Below are 21865 nucleotides of genomic sequence, written 5' to 3'. Positions count from 1 at the left end.
GGGAGACTCTTTTAAGCCCAAGGACTTGGGCTGACTGGATCCCTGTGACAAGCACAGGAATGACGGAAAAAATTGAGGGGCGTTATTCCACAAACACCCTGACCGTCGCCGCGCGCCCGACCGCATCGATGACCGTCAGCGTCGAATACCCTCCGCCGTCCGGCAGCCATTCGCTGGTGCGGCGGCGCGACAGGTCCGACAAGGGCTGGCCGTTGGCGAGCCAGCGGAACGGCGCGCGGCCGCCCTGCAGTTTCAGCATCAGCGGTTCCAGTGTTCCGCCCGATGCAGCCCCAAGATCGACGCGTGCACCTTCGGGCGGATAGACGATCTGCGGCGCGGGTTCACGCGCGGAGGCGGAAATCAGACCAGATGCGGTCATGGAAAAACGTCGCTGGCTGATCGGCAGATCGGCCTGCGCCACCCGCACCGCGCCCGAAGGCGCCGACGGCATGGGCGTGATGGCGACGCCCGAGCGCGAAAACGCTTCGAACAGGATCGGGGCTGCCGTCGCATAACCGGCAATGCCCGGCACCGCGCCATTATCCGGCCGACCGACCCAGACGCCCAGCACATGGCGACCATCGTACCCGATCGACCATGCATCGCGATAACCGTAGCTGGTGCCGGTCTTGTATGCGATGCCGAGGCGACGGCTGCCCTGCGGCGGCAGGACGTCGGAGAGAATGTCAGTGACATTCCATGTCGCGACCGGTTCCAGCAGCGGATCGGCGGGATCGATACCCGGTTTTTCGCGCACGCCATCGCCCAGCCGCACCGGCTGGCCACGATTGGCAAGACCGGCATAAAGCTGCACCAGATCCTTCAGCGACACACCGACGCCACCAAGACCAATCGCCAGACCCGGCGCCTCGCCGATCGGCAGAGCCGGTTTTACATCGGCACGACGAAACCGCATCATCAGCCGGCTGGGACCAACCGCATCGAGAAGACGCACGGCCGGAACATTGAGCGACAACTGCAAGGCCTGACGGATGGAGACGTCGCCCTGATAGCTCATGTCGAAATTGCGCGGGCGATAACCGTGGAAATCGGCGGGGCGATCCTCGATCACCGTTTCCTGCGACACCAGCCCCTGTTCGAAGGCCAGCCCATAGATGAAGGGTTTGAGCGTCGAACCCGGCGAGCGGTTGACGCGGGTCATATCCACCCAACCGGAGCGGCTGGCATCGAAATAATCCGCCGATCCGACCTCGCCGACAATCTCGCCGGTGCGGGCATCGGCCATCACCATGGCCAGCGATATTTTTGGGCCAAGCTTTTGCACGGCGGCACGCGCTGCATCTTCCAACCCGCGCTGAACATCGCGCCGCAAGGTCGTGACATGACGGATTTCCGTCGGCTGTTTGCGGATAGCCGCTTCGGCCAGATGCGCCGCATAGGCCGGCAATTGCAGGCGACGGGAGGGGACCGGCGGCAGTGCCGCCTGCTGGGCTGCAGCCTTGCCGACTGTTGCCATGACGGGTTCGCGATTCAGCATACGCTGGCGGGCGGCGGTAGCCGCCTGTGGACGACGATCCGGCCGGCGCGCCTCCGGCGATTGCGGCAGGGCGACAAGAAGGGCCGCTTCAGACACAGACAGCCGACGCGGCTCCTTGCCGAAATAGGCAAGGCTTGCGGCACGCACACCCTCGAGATTGCCGCCATAAGGGGCGAGCGTCAGGTAGAGATCGAGTATTTGCGCCTTCGACAGCCGCCGTTCGATCTGGATGGCACGTGCGAGCTGCACGAATTTTGCTGAAAACGAACGATTTTCACGCGGCTCGATCAGACGCGCCACCTGCATGGAGAGTGTGGAAGCGCCCGAGACAATACGGCCATTGGTGACGAATTGCGTGGCGGCCCTTAACAGCGCCCACGGATCGACACCGGCATGCTCGTAAAAACGCTGGTCTTCATAGGCGACCAGCATACGCAAAAACTGCGGATCGACATCCGCCGCCTTAGTGCTGAGCCGCCAGCGCCCATCCGGCGTCGCGAAGGCGCGCAACAATTGGCCATCGGCATCCACGACCTCACGCGAAATCACCGCCGCCCTGTCGAGCGGGGGCGGAAAGGCGCGGTCTGCCGCTTCCAGCCCATAGACGGCCGCCACGCCGAGAAGGACGATAACGGCCGTGCCGATGGCAAATTTTGACCAGAGCCGCATTATTGCGCCGCCTTCACCTCCATGCGGCCCGTCGCGGTGCGCGCCGAAAACTGCGGGCGATACATGTCCTCGACATAAGCTGCCGGGTGATCATAAACGCCGGGAGTGACCGCGCGAACCACATAGGCCAGCGAGATTTCGCGGTTATCGCCGCCCGAGCGATCGAAGGCGGCGACAAAACGGTCGTTGCGGAATTCGGTATGAGCGGCCTGAGTATCGCCGATCCATTCGAAATTGGTGAGCTGGGCGCTATCGACGAGGCTCGGATTGTCGATCTCGAAACCGGCAGGCAGGAGATCGGTGATAACGATGCGCGAGGCCCAGTTATTGCTTTCCGTCACCGTCAGCACCACGACGTAACGCTGGTTCTGTTCGGCTTCGGTGACACTGATTTCCTCGCCTTCCAGCGTGTAATAGGCGCGGGAGATCTGAAAGCCATCGCCGCCGGCCGGCAGCGGCACCACCGGTGCGGCAACCGTAGTCAGCACCGCCGAGAGCGGATCTGGGCTACGATTGGCGAGCGTGACCGGATGATCGGCAAGCGCGGCACCCTCGATGCGGGACATGTATGCACCCTTATGGGCGGCACCATTGACCTGCAGCGCAATGCCGTCATCACCCTGCTGAAGCGCGCGGGCCGCGAGCAACATCCAGGCCTGTTCCTGCGTGCTGGTATATTTCTTGTTACGCCATTCGCCGGCAACGACCTTGGAAAGCTCCGGCACGATAGCCGGAACCGGGCGGCTTTCGGCAGCAAGCGCCAGCACGGCGGCACCATCACGCAGCGACGAACCGTAATCCGAACGGGAAAGGCTGACCTTGCGGACCTGCGCATCCTCGGCCATCTGAAGCGACTGGGCAAAGATGGTTTTGGAACGCTGGGCATCGCCATAAAGCGCAAGCGATGCGGCAAGATGCGCCTTGGCGAGCGGTGTCGGGAATTCCGACTGCATCGTATCGGCGTAATATCGCAGATCGCTGATGGCGGCCTTGCGGTTGCGCGACAGAACGTAGAGCGCAAAGGCGATCTCGTTGCCCTTGTCGCGCACGCTGTTATCGTAACCCAGACCGTTCTGGAGGTTTTCGAGCGCCTGCACCAGCGCCTGATCCGGCACGATATATCCCTGTTCGCGGGCGCGGCTCAGGAAGTCGGTCACATAGGAATCCAGCCACAGGTCGCCCGAACCCGGCGACCAAAGACCAAAACTGCCCGAGGACGACTGGTAGGAGAGGACGCGGTAAATGGCATCCTGCACCCGCTTCTTGATCTCAGCCTCATCGGCCAGACCGTTCTTCTGCGCAAGTTCGCTCAGGTAGAGCAGCGGCAGCGCGCGGCTGGTGGTCTGTTCTGCGCAGCCGTAGGGGTAACGGTCGAGGCTGGTCAGCAGCGACGGGATATCGAACTCCGCCGACCGGCTGACATTGAGCGCGATCGAAGCACCCGGCAGGATGCTGTCGGCAAACAGATCGCCATTCACCGTGAGGCTGCTGCCGGGGGCAAGCGAGATGACGCGGCGGGTAGTGATCGGCAGCGTTGCCGGGCGAACCGGCAGGTAAAGCGCCTGTTCCAGTGCCATGCCGCTATCGTTTGTCAGGCGGATATTGATCTGGCCATCACCGGGTTCAACGCCAGAGATTTTGAGCGCCACATCCTGCTTGGCGCCGGGCTGCAATTGCAGCGTCTGCTCCGGTGCCGCGACAGAAATCGCATCGTTGCCGGTGACAGACAGGCGATAATTGCCGGCCGGCGCATCGGTATTGGCGATATCGAGGCGCAGATTGGCGTCATCGCCGGGTGCGAGGAAACGCGGCAGGCTGGCTGTGACGACAACCGGATCGCGGATGATGACATCCGTCACGCCATGGCCGATACCGGTCTTCGACCAGGCAACCGCCATGATGCGGGCCGTGCCGTTGAACTGCGGAATATCGAAACTGACCTTGGCATTACCATCCGCATCCAGCTTTACGGGACCGGAGAAGAAGGCGACCAGCTTTTCCTTTGGCGGGCTGGACTGCAGCGCCATGCTGCCGCCATCACCACCGGTGCGGATGCGCCCCATGGCCCCAAGCGAACCATCGATCAGGCGTCCATAAAGATCGCGGATTTCCAGGCCGAGACGACGCTGGCCGAAATAGAAATCGTCCGGGGCCGGCGGTTCATACCGCGTCAGGTTGAGAATGCCGACATCGACGGCGGCCACCGTGACATAGGCCTCTTCGCCCACACCGGCACCGGCAACATTGACGGCGACTTCCAGCGGTTGGCGCGGAAGCGTCTTTTCGGGTGCGGTCAGTTTTATGGCGAGATCACGCAGCTCCGGATCGACTTTTAGCCAGGTAATGCCAATGGCGCGCATCGGCATGCGGCTGTCCTGCGCCTCACCGGGGCGATAAAGCGTGGCGGTAACATAGGAACCGGCACCCCAGTTTTCGGTGACCGGGATTTCCACCTCTCCGCCGTTTTCACCGATATCGACGTTTTCGACCGAGATCAGCTGTTCGGCACCGCCCATGACCATGAGCGAACCGGCATAACGCGACGCGATTTTCAGTTTTGCTGTCTCACCGACCTTGTAGCTCGGTTTGTCGAGGGCGACTTCCAGCGCATCCGGGGTTTCGGTGGAGCTGGCGGTGACGAACCATCCGGCATCGAATTCGACGCTCGACTGCGGTCCACCGGCGTCAGGCGTTTCGACTTCAAGGCGATAACGACCCCACGAGGCCTGTACGGAAATTTCGCCCCCGTCGGCCGAAAGATCGACCTTGCCGTTTGAAACCTGCTCGGTGCGGGTGATTGGCTCATACCGCCAGGAACCGCCCTCGCGATACCACTGGTAACGGCGCTCGAGCTTGACGAGCTTCCACAACGCGCCTTGCGAGGCAACCTTGTTGCCCGTCTCATCGACCATCACGACATGGAATTTGCCGACCGCATTTTCGGGAAGATCGCCGGAAAATTCCGGCTTGATGCCGAGGCGCGGGCCGTCAGCGCGCACCGGAAGCGTCAGCTTGCGCTCGACCGCACGGCCGCCGCCTTCCTGCATGCGCAGGACGATATCAGCCGAAACGAGCTGCGTGGTGGAGGGGATTTCGGCGACAGCGGCATCGAATGTTGCCTTGCCGTCTTCGTCCAGAGGATCGAGCCCTTCGAGCGGCAGGCGGGTGGCTTCCGCAGCTTCCTCATCGGCGAGACCGAAAAAATAGCCTTTAAAAGCTTCCGTCTCGCGTGACGGTTTCAGCACCACTTCGCCTTCGAGATTGAGGCCTGCAGCCGGTGCGCCATAGAGATAACGGCCATCGACATTGACTGACAGCGGTTCGCCGACCGTGATCGTGGAAACATCGCTGGTCAGATCGAACTCGATACGATCCGGCACAAAGTCATCGACCAAAAACTCCTTCGAGGCGATGGCGCTGCCCTTGGGATCGGTGAACACCTGCATGGTCCAGGTGCCACGCATCGAGGTTTCCTGCAGAGGCAGATCGAGTGTGTAACCGCCAAGCTGGCCGTTTTCGACCTGGCGACGATCTTCCACACCATCCGGGCGCAGGAAGACGAATGTGAGCGGCAGGCTTTCGATGGCGTTGGAATCGACGTCACGCGCCAAGGCCGAGGCATGCACGGTTTCGCCGGCGCGATAAATGCCGCGTTCGGTGAAGGCAAAAATGTCGATCGCGCCCGGTGCGGCACGGCCTGTGACGCCACGATCGGACAGATCGAACCCAGCGCGGGTCATGTCGAGGAAGACGTAGTCCTTGTCGCCGTTCTTTGCCGTCAGCACAGCGGGGGTCATGGCGGCGGTGCCGCGCATCAGACCGGCAGTGAAATTGGCGCGGCCATCGCCATCGGTTTTCAGCGTGCCGAGAATTTCGTTGTTCTTGGCGAGAAGCTGCAACTCCACATCCGCGACAGGCTTGGCCGTGGAAAGCGAACGAATGAAGACGTTGAGGCCATCCGTGCCGGCATAGGTGGAGATGCCGAGATCAGAGACCACGAACCACTGCGTCGCCTTGTTTTCCCAGCTGTCGGCATCCGCATTCGGCAGGCTGGCGGTCATCACATAGACGCCCGGTTTACGCTCAGGCAGGGCTTCATCGACCGGGAAGCTGGTGACGACGTCCTTGTTCATCTCCTGCCCGATGTCGAGGGCACCTTCCCAGACCAGTTCACCGCTTTCCTCCTGGATGCGGTTGGCGCTGTAGCCATCCATCTGGGTGAGGAACTGCGAAGATGTGAGAAGCGGCGCGATGCCGCGCTCGCCGATCCGGTACAGTTTCAGCGCCGCACTCGGAGTGTTGACGGAGACCAGCGGAATGCCGCGGCGGGCGGTGGACGGCAGCACGAAACTGTCACCGGTGAAGCGCAGCGACGGCGAGCGATCCTTGACATAGATGTCGATATCGACGGCGGCAGCGAGGTTTTCATCGACCGAGGACGGCAGGCCGCGACGCAGCGTCAGCTTGTAACGCTGGCCATGGGTCAGGCCTTCGACGCAGATCTGGTTGTCCTTGGATTCCATCGCCTTGGGCGCCGCGCCATCCAGCGTGACGAAGGGAGCGTAATCGACGCCAGCCTTCACCAGCGGTTCGGAGAACTGCACGCAAGCGCGCGCTTCGGCGCTATCGGCATCGACCGTGTTGCCGACGACGCGGAAACCGAAACGCTGCACGAGATCCTGATAAACGGCCTGCACAGTCTTGGCATTGACCAGTGCAAGGCTTTCCTTGAGCGCATTGATGGCCGCCCGATGGCTGGACTGACGCTCCAACCCGCCGCCGAGAAGGGCGAGCGCTTCGGCGCGGCTCTGGGTCGAGCGGCTCAACTGGTAACCGTTGATACCGGCCATGACCGCCTGGCGCGCAAATTCGCTATTGCCTTCGACGCTGCCGGCGGCACGCGCCATTTCGATCCACAGCGCGCCATCTTCCGGGTTGATGGAAAGCGCACCGCGATAGGCGGGAAGTGCCGCACCGATATCATTGCCGACGACTTCCAGCTGCGCCAGCGCCTTCAGGCTTTCCAGCCCCTGCCCCTGCAGATGGGCATCAAGCTGCAGGCCATCCCTGAATTCGCGCGCCTGCTGGATCAACTCGTCGGAGAGAAAGCCGAGGCGCGGGGCAGCACCGATATCAGGCTCTGCGGCGACTTCGACGACCTTGCCGGCGATCGCGCCGGGGGCGGCGTTCAGCTGGTTGAAGTCGGATTTCAGAAAGCACCACTTTGCCTTGGTATTGTAGGTGAAGGCGCGGCAGGAGCGATCATCGACGCAGGCCGTCTGGCACTGGTTGACGTCGATATTTTTCACGGTGCGAAGGTCGAAGCCGGTGTAATCGCTGTTTTCGCTGGTGATGACCTGTCGCCGTGTTTCCTGCGCGACAAGTGGCGAAGCAAAAGCCAGAGCGCTGAGAACGAAAGCCGAGATGCGGAAAAAGGCGCGTTTAGACATCGAAGGTCCTCCCCAACGCGAAGCCGTGAGCCGGTATGCAATCTTCTAATTTGACGAGAGCTTGTCAATATTCGGCGCAGATATGTGCCAGCTGCCTTCAAAGCTCAAGATGGGAAATTTACCGCGTTTCGGGTCAGTGGACATCGGTGCGGCAGCAGCGCAGAATTGCACATTCTCAAGCCAGAGGCGGGAGCTCTTCCGGTGAGTGACGACATGCCCGAACCCGAAATGTCAAAACTGACCGCGACCAAACGCAAATGGGCCGTGGAAGGCAAGTTTCTGACCGGCCGCATGACCCGGCCCGAAACGGAACGCCTGCCGCCGGGCCAGCATCTGGTAAAAAACTGGCCGGTCCTCGATCTCGGCCAGCGGCCGGAGGTTTCCAAAGAACGCTGGCGCCTGGATGTGCGCGGGCTGGTCATGCATCCGATGACACTGGATTGGGCGGCGCTGCACGAACTGCCGCAGAGCGATAGCCTGTCCGATATCCACTGTGTCACCACATGGTCGCGTTACGACAACCATTGGCGCGGTGTCAAAATCCGCGATCTGATGGATCTCGTTCACCCGAAAGACGAAGCGAATGCGGTGATGCTGACCAGTTACGACGGTTACACCACCAACCTGCCGCTGGCCGATTTCGCCTCGGATGACGCGATGCTGGTGACAGATTGGGAAGGCCAACCGCTCACCGAGGAGCACGGCGGCCCGGTGCGGCTTGTCGTGCCGCATCTCTATTTCTGGAAAAGCGCAAAATGGCTGAGCCGTATCGGATTTTTGCGCGAAGACCGGCCGGGCTTCTGGGAAAAGAACGGTTATCACATGCGCGGCGACCCATGGGCCGAGGAGCGGTATTCGGAAGATTGAGCTTACGCCCGACCGTTTTTCGCCCGCGCATTGGCCCAGTCGGCACTGGCCGAAATGCCGCCGAGCGGGAAGACGTGACATTGCTCGATGCGGCTTTGCGGATGCGTGGCGCGATAGGCCTCGATCTCATCGACCAGATCGGTCGGTTCGAACGGCACCAGCAGTTTTCGCAAATCCAGCGCACGTTTCTGCAGGATCGATAGCGACGGACCGACACCGCAGGAAATCGCGAACTTGATCAGCGTCTGCAACCTGGTCGGCCCGGCAATACCGAGATGGATGGGCAAGTCGATGCCCTCGGCAAAGATACGTTCCGCCCAAGCGATGACCGGTTTGGCATCGAAGGCGAACTGGGTGACGATGGCCATGTTTGCATCGGTACGCCGGGCATAATCGTTCTTTGAGCGAAGGGCGGCATCGACATTGGCTGTCCCGCCATCGCGGTCGATATCGCGATTGCCTTCCGGGTGGCCAGCCACATGCAGACGCTTGAAGCCATAACGGTCGAACAGGCCGGTTTCGAGCATGGCCATGACACTGTCGAGATTACCGGCCGGGCGAGCATTGCCGCCGCCCAGCAGCAGTGCCTGTTCAACACCGGCTTCCTCACGATAACGCTTTATCCACGTCTCGAGCGTCGAGACATCCGGGATGCCCCGCGCGGGAACATGCGGCATGGGGGCAAAACCTTCGCTGGTCAGACGGCGCGCGGTTGCCACCATGTCATCGATCGGCGTGCCTTCGATATGAGCGATGTAAACACGTGTGACTGTCGGCAGAAGTTTGCGAAAATCCCCGACCTTGGCAGCGGTGCGCGGCGTGACTTCGATGGAAAAATGCGAAAGCAGGTTGATCGCCTCGGGCGCCAGAACGGCATCCGCATCCTCATCCGTCACTGCAATGGCCATAAAATTTCCCGCATCCGATCCAAGCGCATTCCGCATGTTGAACGGAACGGTCCTGTCATTTGATATCAGGATAGGGCGGTATTGTCTTTTGCACATGCCGCAGGGCCGACATGCACGGGCAGATTTGCGCCCATGCATGCCCTGAGACCTTCAGACAGATCAGACGGCCAGATAATTGTGCCGCAGTTCTGCATTCTCCAGAACATCGGCGGCGGGCCCGCTATAAACAACCGTGCCGGTATCCATGATGACGGCCCGGTCGGACAAGCGCAGGGCGGCCACAGCGTTCTGCTCGACGATGATGGTGGTGATGCCGAGATCGCGGATTTGCCGGACGATCTTTTCAATCTCCTGCACGATGACCGGTGCCAGCCCTTCATAGGGCTCATCGAGAAACAGGATTTTCAGATCACGTGCCAGCGCACGGGCGACCGCCAGCATCTGCTGTTCGCCACCTGACATGGTGGTGGCTTCCTGAGTGCGGCGTTCGGCAAGACGCGGAAAATGATCGTAGATCTTTTCCACCGACCAGCCCTTTTGGCCGGATACCTGCGCCAGAAGCAGGTTTTCCTCCACCGTCAGCCCGCCGATGATACGGCGATCCTCCGGCACAAGCTGAACACCGGCCTGTGCTGCCTGATAGGATTTCATCTTGTGGAGCGGCTGACCATCCAGCCAGATCTCGCCGCTTTTCAGCACCGGGCTGTCGGCGCGGGCGAGCGTGCGCAAAGTCGAAGTCTTGCCGGCACCGTTGCGGCCGAGCAGCGACAGGACCTCACCCTTGGCGATGGAGAAGGAAACGCCCTGCACGATATAGGATTCGCCGTACCATGCATGGATATCCTCGACGCTGAAAAAAGGCCTCTCCTGGCTCGGCTCCATGCTTTGGGCTCCTGTCAACTCACTGTGGCGGGTCATGGCGTTCATGCGTGTGCCTCTCCGAGATAGGCTTCCTTGACTTTTGGATTCCCCCTCACCTCGTCCGGCAGGCCATCCGCGATGATCCTGCCCTGCGCCAGCACGCTGACGCGGTCGGCGAGCGAAAACACCACATGCATGTCGTGTTCGATGATGACCTTGGTCATGCCGCGCGCCTTGATGCGTTTAAGAAGCTCGATTGTCATGTTGGTATCGTGGCGCGACATGCCGGCGGTCGGTTCGTCCAGCAGCAGCAGTTTCGGCTTCTGGATCAGACACATGGCCAGTTCCAGCCGTCGCTTGTCACCGCGTGACAGCGAGCCGGCCAGCTGGTGACGCCTTTCGAGCAGACCGACATCGCCTAGGTGGAATTCCGCCGCCTCACGGATTTCGCTTTCACTCTCGACCGATTGCAGCGCGTGAAACCGATAGGCGCCATCGCGCTTGGCAAAGGCAGGGATCATGACGTTGTCGAGAAGCGAAAGATCCGGAAAGATTTCCGGCGTCTGGAACACGCGACTGACGCCAAGCTGGTTGATCTCGTGTGGGCGTTGCTGATCAAGCGTCGTGCCGGCAAAAACCACATGCCCCTGATCCGGCCGGATGCGACCGATACAGACATTGAGCAGTGTCGATTTTCCCGCTCCGTTGGGGCCGATAATGGCGTGCACGGTGCCTTCGGCAACACTCAGATCGACATCGGTCAGCGCCTTTAGACCGCCAAACCGCTTGCTGACATCCGCCACATGGAGAACGATATTCTTGCTGGACATGACCGTTACTCCGCGGGCTGGGGATGGGATGCGACGGCCGGCTTGCCGCCGCCCCCGCCACGGTTGAAGAGGCCGGAAAGCCGCCGGAAACCTTCCATGATGCCGCCAGGCAGGAAGATGACGATCAGCACAAAAATGACGCCGAGGGTGAGATGCCAGCCCTCGCCGACAAACAGCGACAGGACACTGACCAGCGGGTTTTCGATACTGTCGGGCAGGAAATCGAAAATCCGGTGCAGTGTCTGTTCGTTGAAGGCGGAAAAGATGTTTTCGAAATATTTGATGACGGCCGCCCCGAGGATCGGTCCGACCAGCGTGCCGGCACCGCCGAGAATGGTCATCAGCACCACTTCGCCCGAGGCCGTCCACTGCATGCGTTCCGCACCGGCCAGAGGATCGGTGACCGCCATCAGCGAACCGGCAAGCCCCGCATAAACGCCGGAAATGACGAAGGCGGCGAGCAGGTAAGGACGGTTGTTGAAACCGGTGTAACGCATGCGGTTCTGGTTGGATTTCAGCGCCCGAAGCATCAGGCCAAAGGGCGAACGAAAGATTTTGATGGCGAAGAAGAAACAGAGGATCAGAATGACGGCGCAGAAATAGAAGCCGGCATAACCGCCGCCGCTCAACCCGATGCCAAACAGTTCGACACGCGGCAGGCCGCCGGTCGCCGCGCCCGCCATGTTGTCGAGCATGCGCGGATCATTCAGCGTCAGCTGCAATCCGGTTTCACCATTGGTGAGCGGCGTCAGCACCGAATAGGCGAGGTTATAAAACATCTGCGCGAAGGCGAGTGTGAGGATAGAGAAGTATATACCGGAACGGCGCAGCGCCACGTAACCGATGACCACCGCGACCAGGCCAGCGACGATCATGGAAAAGAAGATAGCCGGCAAAGCATTCATGGTCAGAAGCTTGAACATCCAGACGGCCGCATAGGAGCCGATGCCGATGAAGGCGGCGTGACCGAAGGATAGATAACCGGTCAAGCCGAAGAGGATGTTGAAGCCGAGAGCAAAGATGCCAAAGATGCAGAATTTCTGCATCAGGGCCGGATAGGCGGCACCGAGTGGCTGCAGCGTGATCGGCATGGTGAGAACCACAAGGGCAAAACCGAGGAAGAGCAGCCAGTCCTGTTTCGAGAGATTGAGAGCCATCGGTTCACTCCTCCATGACGCCGGCGCGCCCCATCAGGCCACGCGGCAGGGTGAGCAGCACGACGACTGCCACGAGATAGATGATGATCTGGTCGATGCCGGGGATGATGGCCTTCACCTCGTTCATGGAGGCAAAGGACTGCAGAATGCCGAGCAGGAACCCGGCCAGCACCGCGCCACCGAGCGACCCCATGCCGCCGACCACGACCACGACGAAGGACAGGACGAGGAACTCCATGCCGATATGATAATCCGGCGGCAGGATCGGCGTGTACATCACACCCGCAACGCCGGCGACGACGGCGGCGATACCGAACACGACGGTAAAGCGCCGCTCGATATTGATGCCGAGCAGGCCGACGGTTTCGCGGTCACGCATGCCGGCACGCACGACCATGCCGTAGGTGGTGAAGCGCAGGAATGCAAACACCGCGCCGATGATCGACAGTGAGAACGCCAGATAGATCAGCCGCCACCACGGATATGGCAGCCCCTGGCCGAGACCGATCATTTCCCCCACGGCAGCCGTGCCACGAAAGGCCGCAGGGGCCGGCTGCGGGATCGGGTTGGCGCCGAAATAATGTTTGATGATTTCCTGGATGACGATCGCCAGCCCGAAAGTGACAAGAATCTGTTCTGAATGCGGGCGCTTGTAGAAATGGCGGATCAGCCCACGCTCCATGGCAATACCGACGATCAACATCACCGGGATGGCCAGCAGGATCGACGCCGGCACCGAATAATCGACCAGGAATTTTCCGCTCTCGCCAAGCCATGCCTCGACATAAGGTTGGCGCACTTCCATGGGTGAGCCCCAGGGCGTGGTCTGGCTTGGATCGATGGTCACCGATTGCAGCGTCAAGAGCTTGTTGAAAGCCACGGCGCAAAAGGCACCCATCATGAACAAGGCGCCATGGGCGAAATTGACGACGCCGAGCGTTCCGAAAACGAGAGTGAGTCCGAGAGCGATCAGGGCGTAGGCGCCACCCTTGTCGAGCCCGTTGAGAATCTGCAGCAGTATCGCGTCCATGAGACCGCCATAAAAAAGGATTGCGACAAGCCCGCCGGACGCTTTTCGCGCCCGACGGTCAATATCCGGCTCTCAAGCCGGATCAGGCCCGGATCAAAAAATGATCAGCACGTCTTGGCGTCGGCCGGGCCGAGGTCACCGCCAAAGATCTTGGCGTCATAGGTGACATCCTTGGCCGGGATGATCTTGCGGACTTCCAGAAGGTCGAACTTGTCCTTCGGCGCTTCCTTGCCCTGCACGACCAGAATATCCTTGAAGCACTGGTGATCCTCGGCGCGATAAAGGGTCGGGCCGTTGCCGAGACCATCGAAATCGAAACCTTCAAGCGCCTTGATGACTTCAGGCGCATAAAAGGTGCCGGCGCGTTCGCAGGCATCGGCATAAAGCAGCGCCTGTACATAGCAGGTATGGGCAGCCTGCGATGGCGGCGTGCCATATTCCTTGCCGAAGGACTGGGTGAATGCCTTGGTGCCGGGATCGGTGAGCTTCCAGTCCCAGTTGGCGGTACCGTAAATGCCCTTGATCGCCTCGCCCGCCCCCTGCGCCATCAGTTCGGAGAACAACGGCACGACGATCTCGAATTGCTTGCCGTTGACCTGCTTGTCGCGCAGGCCGAACTGCACGGCCTGGGTCAACGAGTTGATCATGTCCTTGCCGTAGTGGTTGAGGATCAGCACGTCGGCGCCGGAATTGAGAACCGGAGTGATGTACTGGGAATAGTCGCCGATACCGAGCGGCGTGCGCACCGTCTTGACGGTCTGCCAGCCGAGCTTTTCGGTGGCGGCCTTCATCGATTCTTCCTGCGTCCAGCCCCAGGTATAATCGGCCGTCAGATGATAGGCCTTGCGGTCCGCGCCATAAGCTTCGCCGATGACGGGGCCGAGACCGATACCGGACATGTAGGCGTTGAAGAAGTGGCGGAAACCGTACCGTTTCTTGTCCTTGCCGGTCGTGTCGTTGGAATGGGTGAGACCGGTCATGAAGATGACACCGAGATCCTGGCAGAGGCTCTGCACCGCGACTGCTTCGGCGGAAGACGAACCGCCGGTGATGACGACCGCGCCGTCCTTTTCCACCATGCGCTTGGCGCTGTCGCGCGCGGCATCGGCCTTGGTCTGGGTGTCGCCCGAAACGAAGGCGACCTTCTTGCCGAGAATTCCGTTACCCTTCAGCGCCTTGGACGAAAAGGTCGGCAACATGCCGCCATCACCCTCGCCGTTCAGGTGTTTGACGGCCAGCTTGTAGGCCTTCAGCTCGTCCTGCCCTTCGTCTGCATAGGGGCCGGAGAGCGGCACGTTGAAGCCGAAGGTGACCGTGTCGCCGGTTGGCACGTTGCAGGACATCTTGTCCTCAGCATACGCACCGCGCACAAAATGCATCGGCGCCGCAAGCGCCAAGCCGGACAGGGCACCGGTACGCAGCAGGCCACGACGGGTAACAATAAAACTGGACATATGACTCCTCCCAAAGTCGGTGAAAACGTCGCACCCCTCCTCAAGAGCGCAGTTTCAAAGGCTACCCTCAACCCGGATTTAGCCAATCCAACATTGGTCTTACGACTATCGTCTAGGCGGTGGCGGCCATCCAACACGCACCAAAAGCTGCAAATATCCACTTGTGAGCCTGTATCAAATTCAGTCTCGGACAAGCCCCGGCGCATAGGTTCCACCGCAATTGGGTGAGGGTCAGGGCTGCAATCGCACACTTGGTGGCTGTGCGCGGCCGGGACATGAGCCCGTTTCTGCTTCGAAAATTCCGTTTTTCGTTCGATTTAGCCGGGACCTTGTTTACATGACTTCGATCGTTTCCAATCTGACCCCAAGCCAGATCCGGTCCCTTTCGACGGCATCGGTTGCCGCCTGGTCGACCGAAGACGTGGCGTCGCTGTCGACGACCCAGATCAACGCGCTGTCCTCGGCGCAGATTGCCGCGCTGGACAAGGAAGACGTCGAGGTTCTCGGCTCCCAGCAGCTTCGCGCAATCTCGCAATCGGCGATCGTCGGCCTGTCGCTCGACCAGTTGACCGTGCTTGCACCGGGCGCGATCCAGAGCCTGACACCGGCCCAGGTCGCCGCGATGACGGCAACGCAGATCGGCGGCTTCTCCACACTTCAGGCAGAAGCATTGACGGAATCACAGGTCAGCGCGCTCACCTCCTCTCAACTTGCCATGCTGGGCCCGGAGGAGCTTGCCACCTTCTCGACAGCAGACATGGCCTCGATCACCACCAGGGCGATCACGGGTATCACCACCGAAACCATGGCATCACTGACGACGGCGCAGATCGCCGCACTCAGCCCCAAATCGGTCGGCGGCCTGACGACCGGACAAATCACCGCGCTGAGCAGCGCGCAAACCGAAGCGCTCACAGCTGCCCAGGCGGCGCAATTGACAGCAGCCCAGATCGGCGCGCTGGGGACCGCCGGCCTTGCGACATTCACCACGCAGGAGATTGCCGCCCTCAACAACAGCGCCATTGCCGGTGTGAACCCGGCAATACTGGCGGAGCTCGACTCAGCTCAGGTGGCTGCGCTCACCAACGCGCAGGTCGGCGCCATCAAGGCGGCGCAGATTGCGGCCGTCGGCACCGGCTTCATCACCGCCCTTTCGACCGAGCAGATCAGCGCGCTCAATACGGGAGCCGTGGCAACGCTTTCGACGGCACAGGTCGGAGCGCTGAGCGCCGATCAGGTCGAGGCGTTGTCGATCCCGCAGATCAAGGTTCTGAGCCCGGCTCAGGTGACCGCCCTTGGCCCCGACGGCATTGCACAGTTCACGAGCGCGGAAATCGCCGCCCTTTCGAACAGGGCCGTACAAGGCCTGACGAACGAGGCCATAGAAAAGCTGACACCGGAACAGATCGCCGCGCTGAGCACCGGCGCCATTGCCAGCCTGACGTCAGCGCAGATACAGGCGCTCTCGCCAACACAGGTAGAAGCGCTGACCGTCTATCAGGTCAAGGTGCTCAGTTCGGCGCAGTTGGCCGCGCTGGATGCCGAAGACCTTGCGACCTTCACCAATGCCGAAATCGCTTCGATCGGCAACCGGGCCATTTCTGGTCTGACGACGGAGGCAATTGCAGCCCTCTCGGCAACACAGATCGCCTCGATCAGCACCAACGGCATGACCGGCTTGACCGGTGCCCAGATTGCGGCTCTGACCACAGCCCAGGCAGATGCCCTCTCCGCGGCCCAGATCCGCGCCATGAGTGCCGGACAGATTGCCCATCTGAGCAGCGAGCAGATTGCAACTCTGTCGCCGGATGATATCGCGGCGATCAATACCAGGGCGCTCAGCGGTCTTGCCACCGCCGGAATTGCCGCGCTCTCTTCCGCGCAGATTTCGGCGCTGACCTCGGCCCAGGCCGGAGCCCTGACCACGGCGCAGATCGCGACATTGTCGACCGGTCAGGTGGAGGCACTGACCAGCAACCATTTCCGCGCCATGAACAGTTTGCAGATCTCAGCCTTGGGGGCCGATGACATTGCAACCCTGACCGATGACGAAATTGCCTCCATTGCCAGCAGATCGCTGGCGGGCCTCGGCACGGATGTGATCGCGGCGCTGACGACGGCCCAGATCGCATCTTTGACAACCGGGCAGATTGCGTCCCTGACACCGGCCCACATCACCGCACTGACGGTCGACCAGGCGGAAGCCCTGACACCGGCACAGGTTCGTGCACTCGGCTCGAAACAGCTTGCCGCGCTTGGTGAAGACGATATAGCCACATTTTCCACCGCCGACATTGCCGCCATTACCAACCGCGCCATGCCGGGTCTGAGCACGGATGCGCTTGCGGCACTGTCGTCCGCCCAGATTGCCGCGCTCAATCCAAGCGCGATCGTGGCACTGAAGACCGCCCAGCTCGCCGTCATTGGCACGGATTTCATCGCAGCGCTGTCAACCGCCCAGATAGCAGTGCTGAGCACGACCGCCATCTCCCGACTGACAACAGATCAGATCGCGGTCATGAGCACGGCGCAGGTAGAAGCCCTGTCTGCGGTTCAGATCCGGGCCATGTCGTCCGAGCAATTGTCGATCTTCGACAAAAACGACCTCGCGACCTTTTCGCTGGACGAAATCGCGGCTCTTTCGGCCGGCGCCATTTCCGGCCTCAGCCCCGAAACCTTTGCCAGCCTTTCGCCCGCGCAGATCGCAGCTCTCTCGGCAGGTGCGATAACCGGCCTCACTTCGGACCAGATCGCAGCGCTCAGCACCGCGCAGGTCGACGCGTTTACGATCAACCAGATCAAGGCGCTGACGGCCAGCCAGACGGCGGGCCTCAGTGCCGACGACATCGCGACATTTTCGACCACGGAAATTGCCGCGCTGAGCAACCGTGCGATCTCCGGCCTGAGCGACGCAGCATTTGCCAGCCTCTCTTCCGGACAGATTGCATCCCTGAGCACGCAGGCGGTCGCGGCACTGAGCACCGATCAGATCGACAGGCTTTCCTCCGGACAGTTGTCGGCACTTTCTCCTGCCCAGATCCGTGCATTGAGCTCGACGCAGCTGTCCGCTCTCGAGCCCGACGATCTCGCCGCCTTCTCGACAGCCGGCATCGCCGCCATCAGCAATCGTGCGCTCGGCGGCCTGAGCGAGGCTGCAATCGCAGCACTTTCCACGGCGCAGATCGCGGCACTGAGCACGCTTGCGATAACCGGACTGAGCACGGTCCAGGTGGATGCCCTCGGCAGCGCACAGATCGCCGCACTGTCGACGGCACAGGTCAAGGCGCTGAACGCATCACAGGTCGGCGCCCTGGGTGACGATATCGAACTGCTTTCGACGGCACAGATTGCCGCGCTCAGCCCGGCAGGTCTTCTCGGCCTCAACGGCAATCAGATCGAGGCCTTGAGCACAGCGCAGGTGGCCGCACTGACCACGGCGCAGATTGCAGCCCTGAGTTCCAAACAGATCGCCGCCTTCGAGACCATCGATCTGGCGGCCCTGACACCTGCGCAGATCGCCGCCATCAGTACCGGCGGCATTCTGGGCATGTCGCCCGACCAGATGGAATCGCTCGGTACCGACCAGATAGCCGCACTGACCACACGGCAGATGAATGCGCTGAGATCTGCACAGATCGGCGCCCTGGGTACCGATGATATCGCCGCACTCTCCACTGCCCAGATCGCGGCACTGGGCTCTTCCGGCATCAACGGCCTGACCTCACAGCAACTGGGAGCCCTGACAACGGCACAGGCGGAAGCGCTGACCAGCGCGCAGGTGGCCGCCCTGACCTCGAAACAGCTTGCAGTCCTGGGACCGGAAGAGATCGCAACCTTCTCCAGCAAGGACATCGCCGCCATCTCCGCCGGTGTGATTGCCGGCCTGCCGACGGAAACCATTGCGGCGCTTTCCACCGCGCAGATTGCAGCGCTCAGCACCGCCGGCATCACTGGCCTGACGACGCGACAGATCGCGGCGCTTTCCACGGCACAGGTGGAGGCGCTCACCAGCGCACAGATCGGGGCATTGAATTCCGCCCAGTTGTCCGCACTCGGTACCGATGATCTGGCGACATTCACGACACGCGAGATTGCCGCCATCAGTTCCGGCGCCATTTCTGGACTTTCCACAGATACGCTTTCCATGCTGACCACCGCCCAAATTGCGGCGCTCAGCCCATCCGGCATCACCGGCCTGACGACACGACAGATCGTGGCTCTGGGCACCGACCAGGTCGAAGCTCTGAACAGTGCGCAGATTGCCATATTGAGCGCCACGCAGATGGCGGCTTTCGGGACGGACGATCTCGCGACCTTCTCGACGCGGGAAATTGCGGCGATCAATTCCAATGCCATCGGCGGCATGACGGCTGAAACGCTGGCGTCACTCTCGACGGCCCAGATTGCCGCTCTCACCACCACCAGCACGGCAGCACTCGGCACGGACCGCATTGCAGCGCTGACCAGCGACCAGCTCAAGGCGCTGACCACAGCTCAATTAGGCGCACTGACATCGCGACAGGTCGCAGCACTGGGCACAGGCAGCGTCGCCATTCTCACCACCGGCCAGGTAGCGGCCCTGAGCAGCAATGGCATTGCCGGCCTGACAGCCGACCAGATTGCGGCACTCACCACCGATCAGGCGGAGGCGCTGACGAGCACGCAAGTGGCCGCGCTCAACTCGAAACAGCTTGCGGCACTCGGAGCCGACGATCTCGCAAAATTCTCCGACGACGACCTCGCAGCAATCACATCCGGTGCCCTTGCCGGTCTGTCGACCTCTGTCCTCTCGTCGCTGTCGACCGACCAGATCGCAGCACTCAGCGCATCAGGCATAACCGGACTGACCACGGACCTGATCGCCGCACTCAGCAGCGAACAGATCGCAGCCCTGACCACCGCGCAGGTACATGCACTCGGTTCGCGACAGGTCGCGGCCTTCGGCACGGATGATATCGCAGCGCTGTCGACCGCACAGATCGCGGCACTGGGCTCCGACGGTATCGCCGGCCTTTCGAGCACGCAGATTGCCGCATTGAGCACCAGCCAGGCGGAAGCCCTGGTCAGCGCGCAGATCGCAGCCCTGCAATCCTCCCAGATCGGTGGACTGACACCGGGCGCCATCGATACGTTCACGCCTGGAGAGATGGGCGCGATCACGTCCGGCGCAATTTCCGGCCTATCGACATCGGCGATTGCCGGGCTGTCGACCACCCAGATTGCTTCTCTCAGCGCAGCGGCGATTTCCGGGCTGACGACGGCGCAGATCGCGGCTCTCAGCAGCAGCCAGATCGAAGCACTGACGACAAGCCAGGTGGCGGCCCTGACCTCACGTCAGGTGGCGGCCCTTGGCACGGACGATCTTGGCGCACTTTCGACCGCACAGGTTGCCGCTCTCAGCACCGGCGGCATCGGCGGACTTTCGAGCACGCAAATCGCCGCACTGAAGACCGAACAGGTCGAGGCACTCAACGCCACCCAGATCGGCGCGCTGTCATCACGCCAGATCGCGGCATTAACCGCCGATGGGATCGATACCTTCACGACGGCGGAGATCGCCGCCATCAGCTCGATGGCCATAGCCGGCTTGTCCACAGATGTGATCGCAAGCCTATCGACGGCACATGTGGCAGCCTTGAGTTCTGCCGGGACATCGGCACTGACCACCGATCAGATCGCCGCACTCAGCAGCCATCAAGTCGAGGCACTGACCAGCACGCAGATCGGCGCATTGAATTCCCGTCAGATCGCGGCACTGGGCGCGGACGATCTCGCGACATTCACGACCGCCGAATTGGGAGCCATCAGCTCGAATGCGATCCCCGGCCTTTCGACTTCGGCCATTGCCGGCCTGACGACCAGCCAGATTGCGGCCTTGAGCACCGGCGCGATTTCCGGCCTCACCACCAGCCAGATCGCGGCACTGGGCGTCGATCAGGTGGAAGCGCTCTCCATCGGCCAGATCGCCGCACTCGGTTCCAAACAGGTTGCAGCACTCGGTGCCGATGACATCGCGGCGCTGACGACGGCACAGATTGCGGCAATGAGCACGGCCGGCATTGCCGGTCTCGGCAGCAGCCAGGCAAGCGGGCTGACGCTCGAACAGGTCAACGCGCTATCCACCGGGCAGATCGCCGGCTTGTCCTCGGACGCACTCAGCGGCTTCAGCCTTGCAGCACTGGAAGTCCTCACGCCTGAAAAGCTGGCAGCGATCAGTTCGACCGGGATGAAGGGCCTGTCGACGGCCTTTATCGTAACCCTGTCGGCCGGTGAGATCGCCGCGCTCGGCACATCGGCGATCGCCGGCCTCAGCAGCGATCAGATCCACGCGATGAGCAACGACCAGCTGGACGCACTGTCGCTTGCACAGATCGCAGCGCTCGGATCATCAGGCCTTGCAGGCCTGACGACCTCGCAGCTGACGACCTTCTCGACGGAGGAACTGGCAGCGCTCAATACCGCCGCCATTCGCGGCCTGCCGACAGCCGTGGTCGCAGCGTTGACGACCGAAGACATCGGGGCTTTGACCACCGGCCAGATGGCGGCACTGGGCTATAATCAGGTTGCCGCCATGACAACGACCCAGCTTGGTTCGCTGACGATGACGCAGGTTGGCGCATTGACCGCAATCCAGGCGGCGGCACTCGGTGCCGACGATCTGGCGGCATTCTCGCCGGAAAACATCATGTCGCTCAGCTCCACGGCGATTTCCGGCCTCAGCACCGCGGTGCTGGCCGCCCTGCCGACAGAGCAGGCGCAAGCCTTCACCGCCGGCCAGATCGGCGCGATGACTTCGGCGCAGGTGGCCGCCTTGCAGAGAAACGACGCTGGCAGCGTTTCCAGCAACTCGTCGTCCTATTCGGCCATGAGCTTCGCTTCCTATTCGGCCGATAACAGCAACAGCACATCGGAGACGAGCACGACGGATGCCGGCACTCAGCAGGCATCCGACACCCAGCCCGACGACGTGGCTTCGATCATCTCGTCCTATCTCGCGGTCTGAGGTGACTGCGAGGATGTGAGCGACCAATGCAATGGCCAGATCTTGTATCCGGCCATTGCATGACTTGCCTTGGGCAAGCCAGCCCGGTTACAGCGTTTCAATCTATCGCATGTGGTTGAAACGCCGGCCGTCAGGTCG

The 21865-nt window shown here is 61.6% G+C and carries 10 protein-coding genes; 2 read left to right on the top strand and 8 right to left on the bottom strand.

Annotated elements, in window-relative coordinates; translation table 11 throughout:
- Nucleotides 1–82: 82 nt before the first annotated feature.
- Together pbpC and J2T09_RS10280 are read right to left on the bottom strand one after the other, a co-directional pair.
- On the bottom strand, nt 83–2167 hold the full coding sequence (gene pbpC, locus J2T09_RS10285) for a penicillin-binding protein 1C (RefSeq protein ID WP_306833961.1): 2085 nt from the start codon (nt 2165–2167) through the stop codon (nt 83–85).
- Complete coding sequence (locus tag J2T09_RS10280) at nt 2167–7617, bottom strand: alpha-2-macroglobulin family protein (RefSeq protein ID WP_306833959.1); 5451 nt, start codon at nt 7615–7617, stop codon at nt 2167–2169. Before J2T09_RS10280 ends, pbpC begins: the two co-directional genes overlap by 1 nt.
- Before the next feature lie 213 nt (nt 7618–7830).
- On the opposite strand from J2T09_RS10280, the gene J2T09_RS10275 reads away from it, so the two are divergent.
- Nucleotides 7831–8484, top strand: a complete 654-nt coding sequence (locus J2T09_RS10275; RefSeq protein ID WP_373458420.1) for a sulfite oxidase-like oxidoreductase — start codon at nt 7831–7833, stop codon at nt 8482–8484.
- Between the two features lie 2 nt (nt 8485–8486).
- Here J2T09_RS10275 and J2T09_RS10270 read toward each other — a convergent pair whose 3' ends face one another.
- From J2T09_RS10270 to J2T09_RS10245, 6 genes are all read right to left on the bottom strand, one after another.
- Nucleotides 8487–9392, bottom strand: coding sequence for a methylenetetrahydrofolate reductase (locus J2T09_RS10270; protein WP_306833954.1), 906 nt, complete (start codon nt 9390–9392; stop codon nt 8487–8489).
- A gap of 159 nt (nt 9393–9551) precedes the next feature.
- Nucleotides 9552–10274, bottom strand: a complete 723-nt coding sequence (locus J2T09_RS10265; RefSeq protein WP_306833952.1) for an ABC transporter ATP-binding protein — start codon at nt 10272–10274, stop codon at nt 9552–9554.
- Between the two features lie 41 nt (nt 10275–10315).
- A complete protein-coding gene (locus J2T09_RS10260) occupies nt 10316–11083 on the bottom strand; it encodes an ABC transporter ATP-binding protein (RefSeq protein WP_306833951.1) in 768 nt (255 codons plus the stop codon).
- A gap of 5 nt (nt 11084–11088) precedes the next feature.
- Nucleotides 11089–12240, bottom strand: a complete 1152-nt coding sequence (locus J2T09_RS10255) for a branched-chain amino acid ABC transporter permease (protein WP_306833949.1) — start codon at nt 12238–12240, stop codon at nt 11089–11091.
- Nucleotides 12241–12244: 4 nt separating this feature from the next.
- On the bottom strand, nt 12245–13270 hold the full coding sequence (locus tag J2T09_RS10250; protein WP_306833947.1) for a branched-chain amino acid ABC transporter permease: 1026 nt from the start codon (nt 13268–13270) through the stop codon (nt 12245–12247).
- Nucleotides 13271–13374: 104 nt separating this feature from the next.
- Nucleotides 13375–14724, bottom strand: coding sequence for a substrate-binding protein (locus tag J2T09_RS10245; protein ID WP_306833946.1), 1350 nt, complete (start codon nt 14722–14724; stop codon nt 13375–13377).
- Between the two features lie 337 nt (nt 14725–15061).
- Between J2T09_RS10245 and J2T09_RS10240 the strand changes: the two genes are divergently transcribed.
- Nucleotides 15062–21727, top strand: a complete 6666-nt coding sequence (locus J2T09_RS10240) for a beta strand repeat-containing protein (RefSeq protein ID WP_306833945.1) — start codon at nt 15062–15064, stop codon at nt 21725–21727.
- Nucleotides 21728–21865 lie beyond the last annotated feature (138 nt).

Source organism: Neorhizobium huautlense, assembly GCF_030811685.1.
Lineage (GTDB): Bacteria > Pseudomonadota > Alphaproteobacteria > Rhizobiales > Rhizobiaceae > Neorhizobium > Neorhizobium huautlense_A.
This window is presented reverse-complemented; position numbering and strand designations above follow the sequence as displayed.

Coding starts and splice junctions, on each gene's coding strand:
- J2T09_RS10280 (WP_306833959.1), bottom strand. CDS start 7,617: ATGTCTAAACGCGCCTTTTTCCGCATCTCGGCTTTCGTTCTCAGCGCT.
- J2T09_RS10255 (WP_306833949.1), bottom strand. CDS start 12,240: ATGGCTCTCAATCTCTCGAAACAGGACTGGCTGCTCTTCCTCGGTTTT.
- J2T09_RS10265 (WP_306833952.1), bottom strand. CDS start 10,274: ATGGAGCCGAGCCAGGAGAGGCCTTTTTTCAGCGTCGAGGATATCCAT.
- J2T09_RS10250 (WP_306833947.1), bottom strand. CDS start 13,270: ATGGACGCGATACTGCTGCAGATTCTCAACGGGCTCGACAAGGGTGGC.
- J2T09_RS10245 (WP_306833946.1), bottom strand. CDS start 14,724: ATGTCCAGTTTTATTGTTACCCGTCGTGGCCTGCTGCGTACCGGTGCC.
- J2T09_RS10260 (WP_306833951.1), bottom strand. CDS start 11,083: ATGTCCAGCAAGAATATCGTTCTCCATGTGGCGGATGTCAGCAAGCGG.
- J2T09_RS10240 (WP_306833945.1), top strand. CDS start 15,062: ATGACTTCGATCGTTTCCAATCTGACCCCAAGCCAGATCCGGTCCCTT.
- J2T09_RS10275 (WP_373458420.1), top strand. CDS start 7,831: ATGCCCGAACCCGAAATGTCAAAACTGACCGCGACCAAACGCAAATGG.
- J2T09_RS10270 (WP_306833954.1), bottom strand. CDS start 9,392: ATGGCCATTGCAGTGACGGATGAGGATGCGGATGCCGTTCTGGCGCCC.
- pbpC (WP_306833961.1), bottom strand. CDS start 2,167: ATGCGGCTCTGGTCAAAATTTGCCATCGGCACGGCCGTTATCGTCCTT.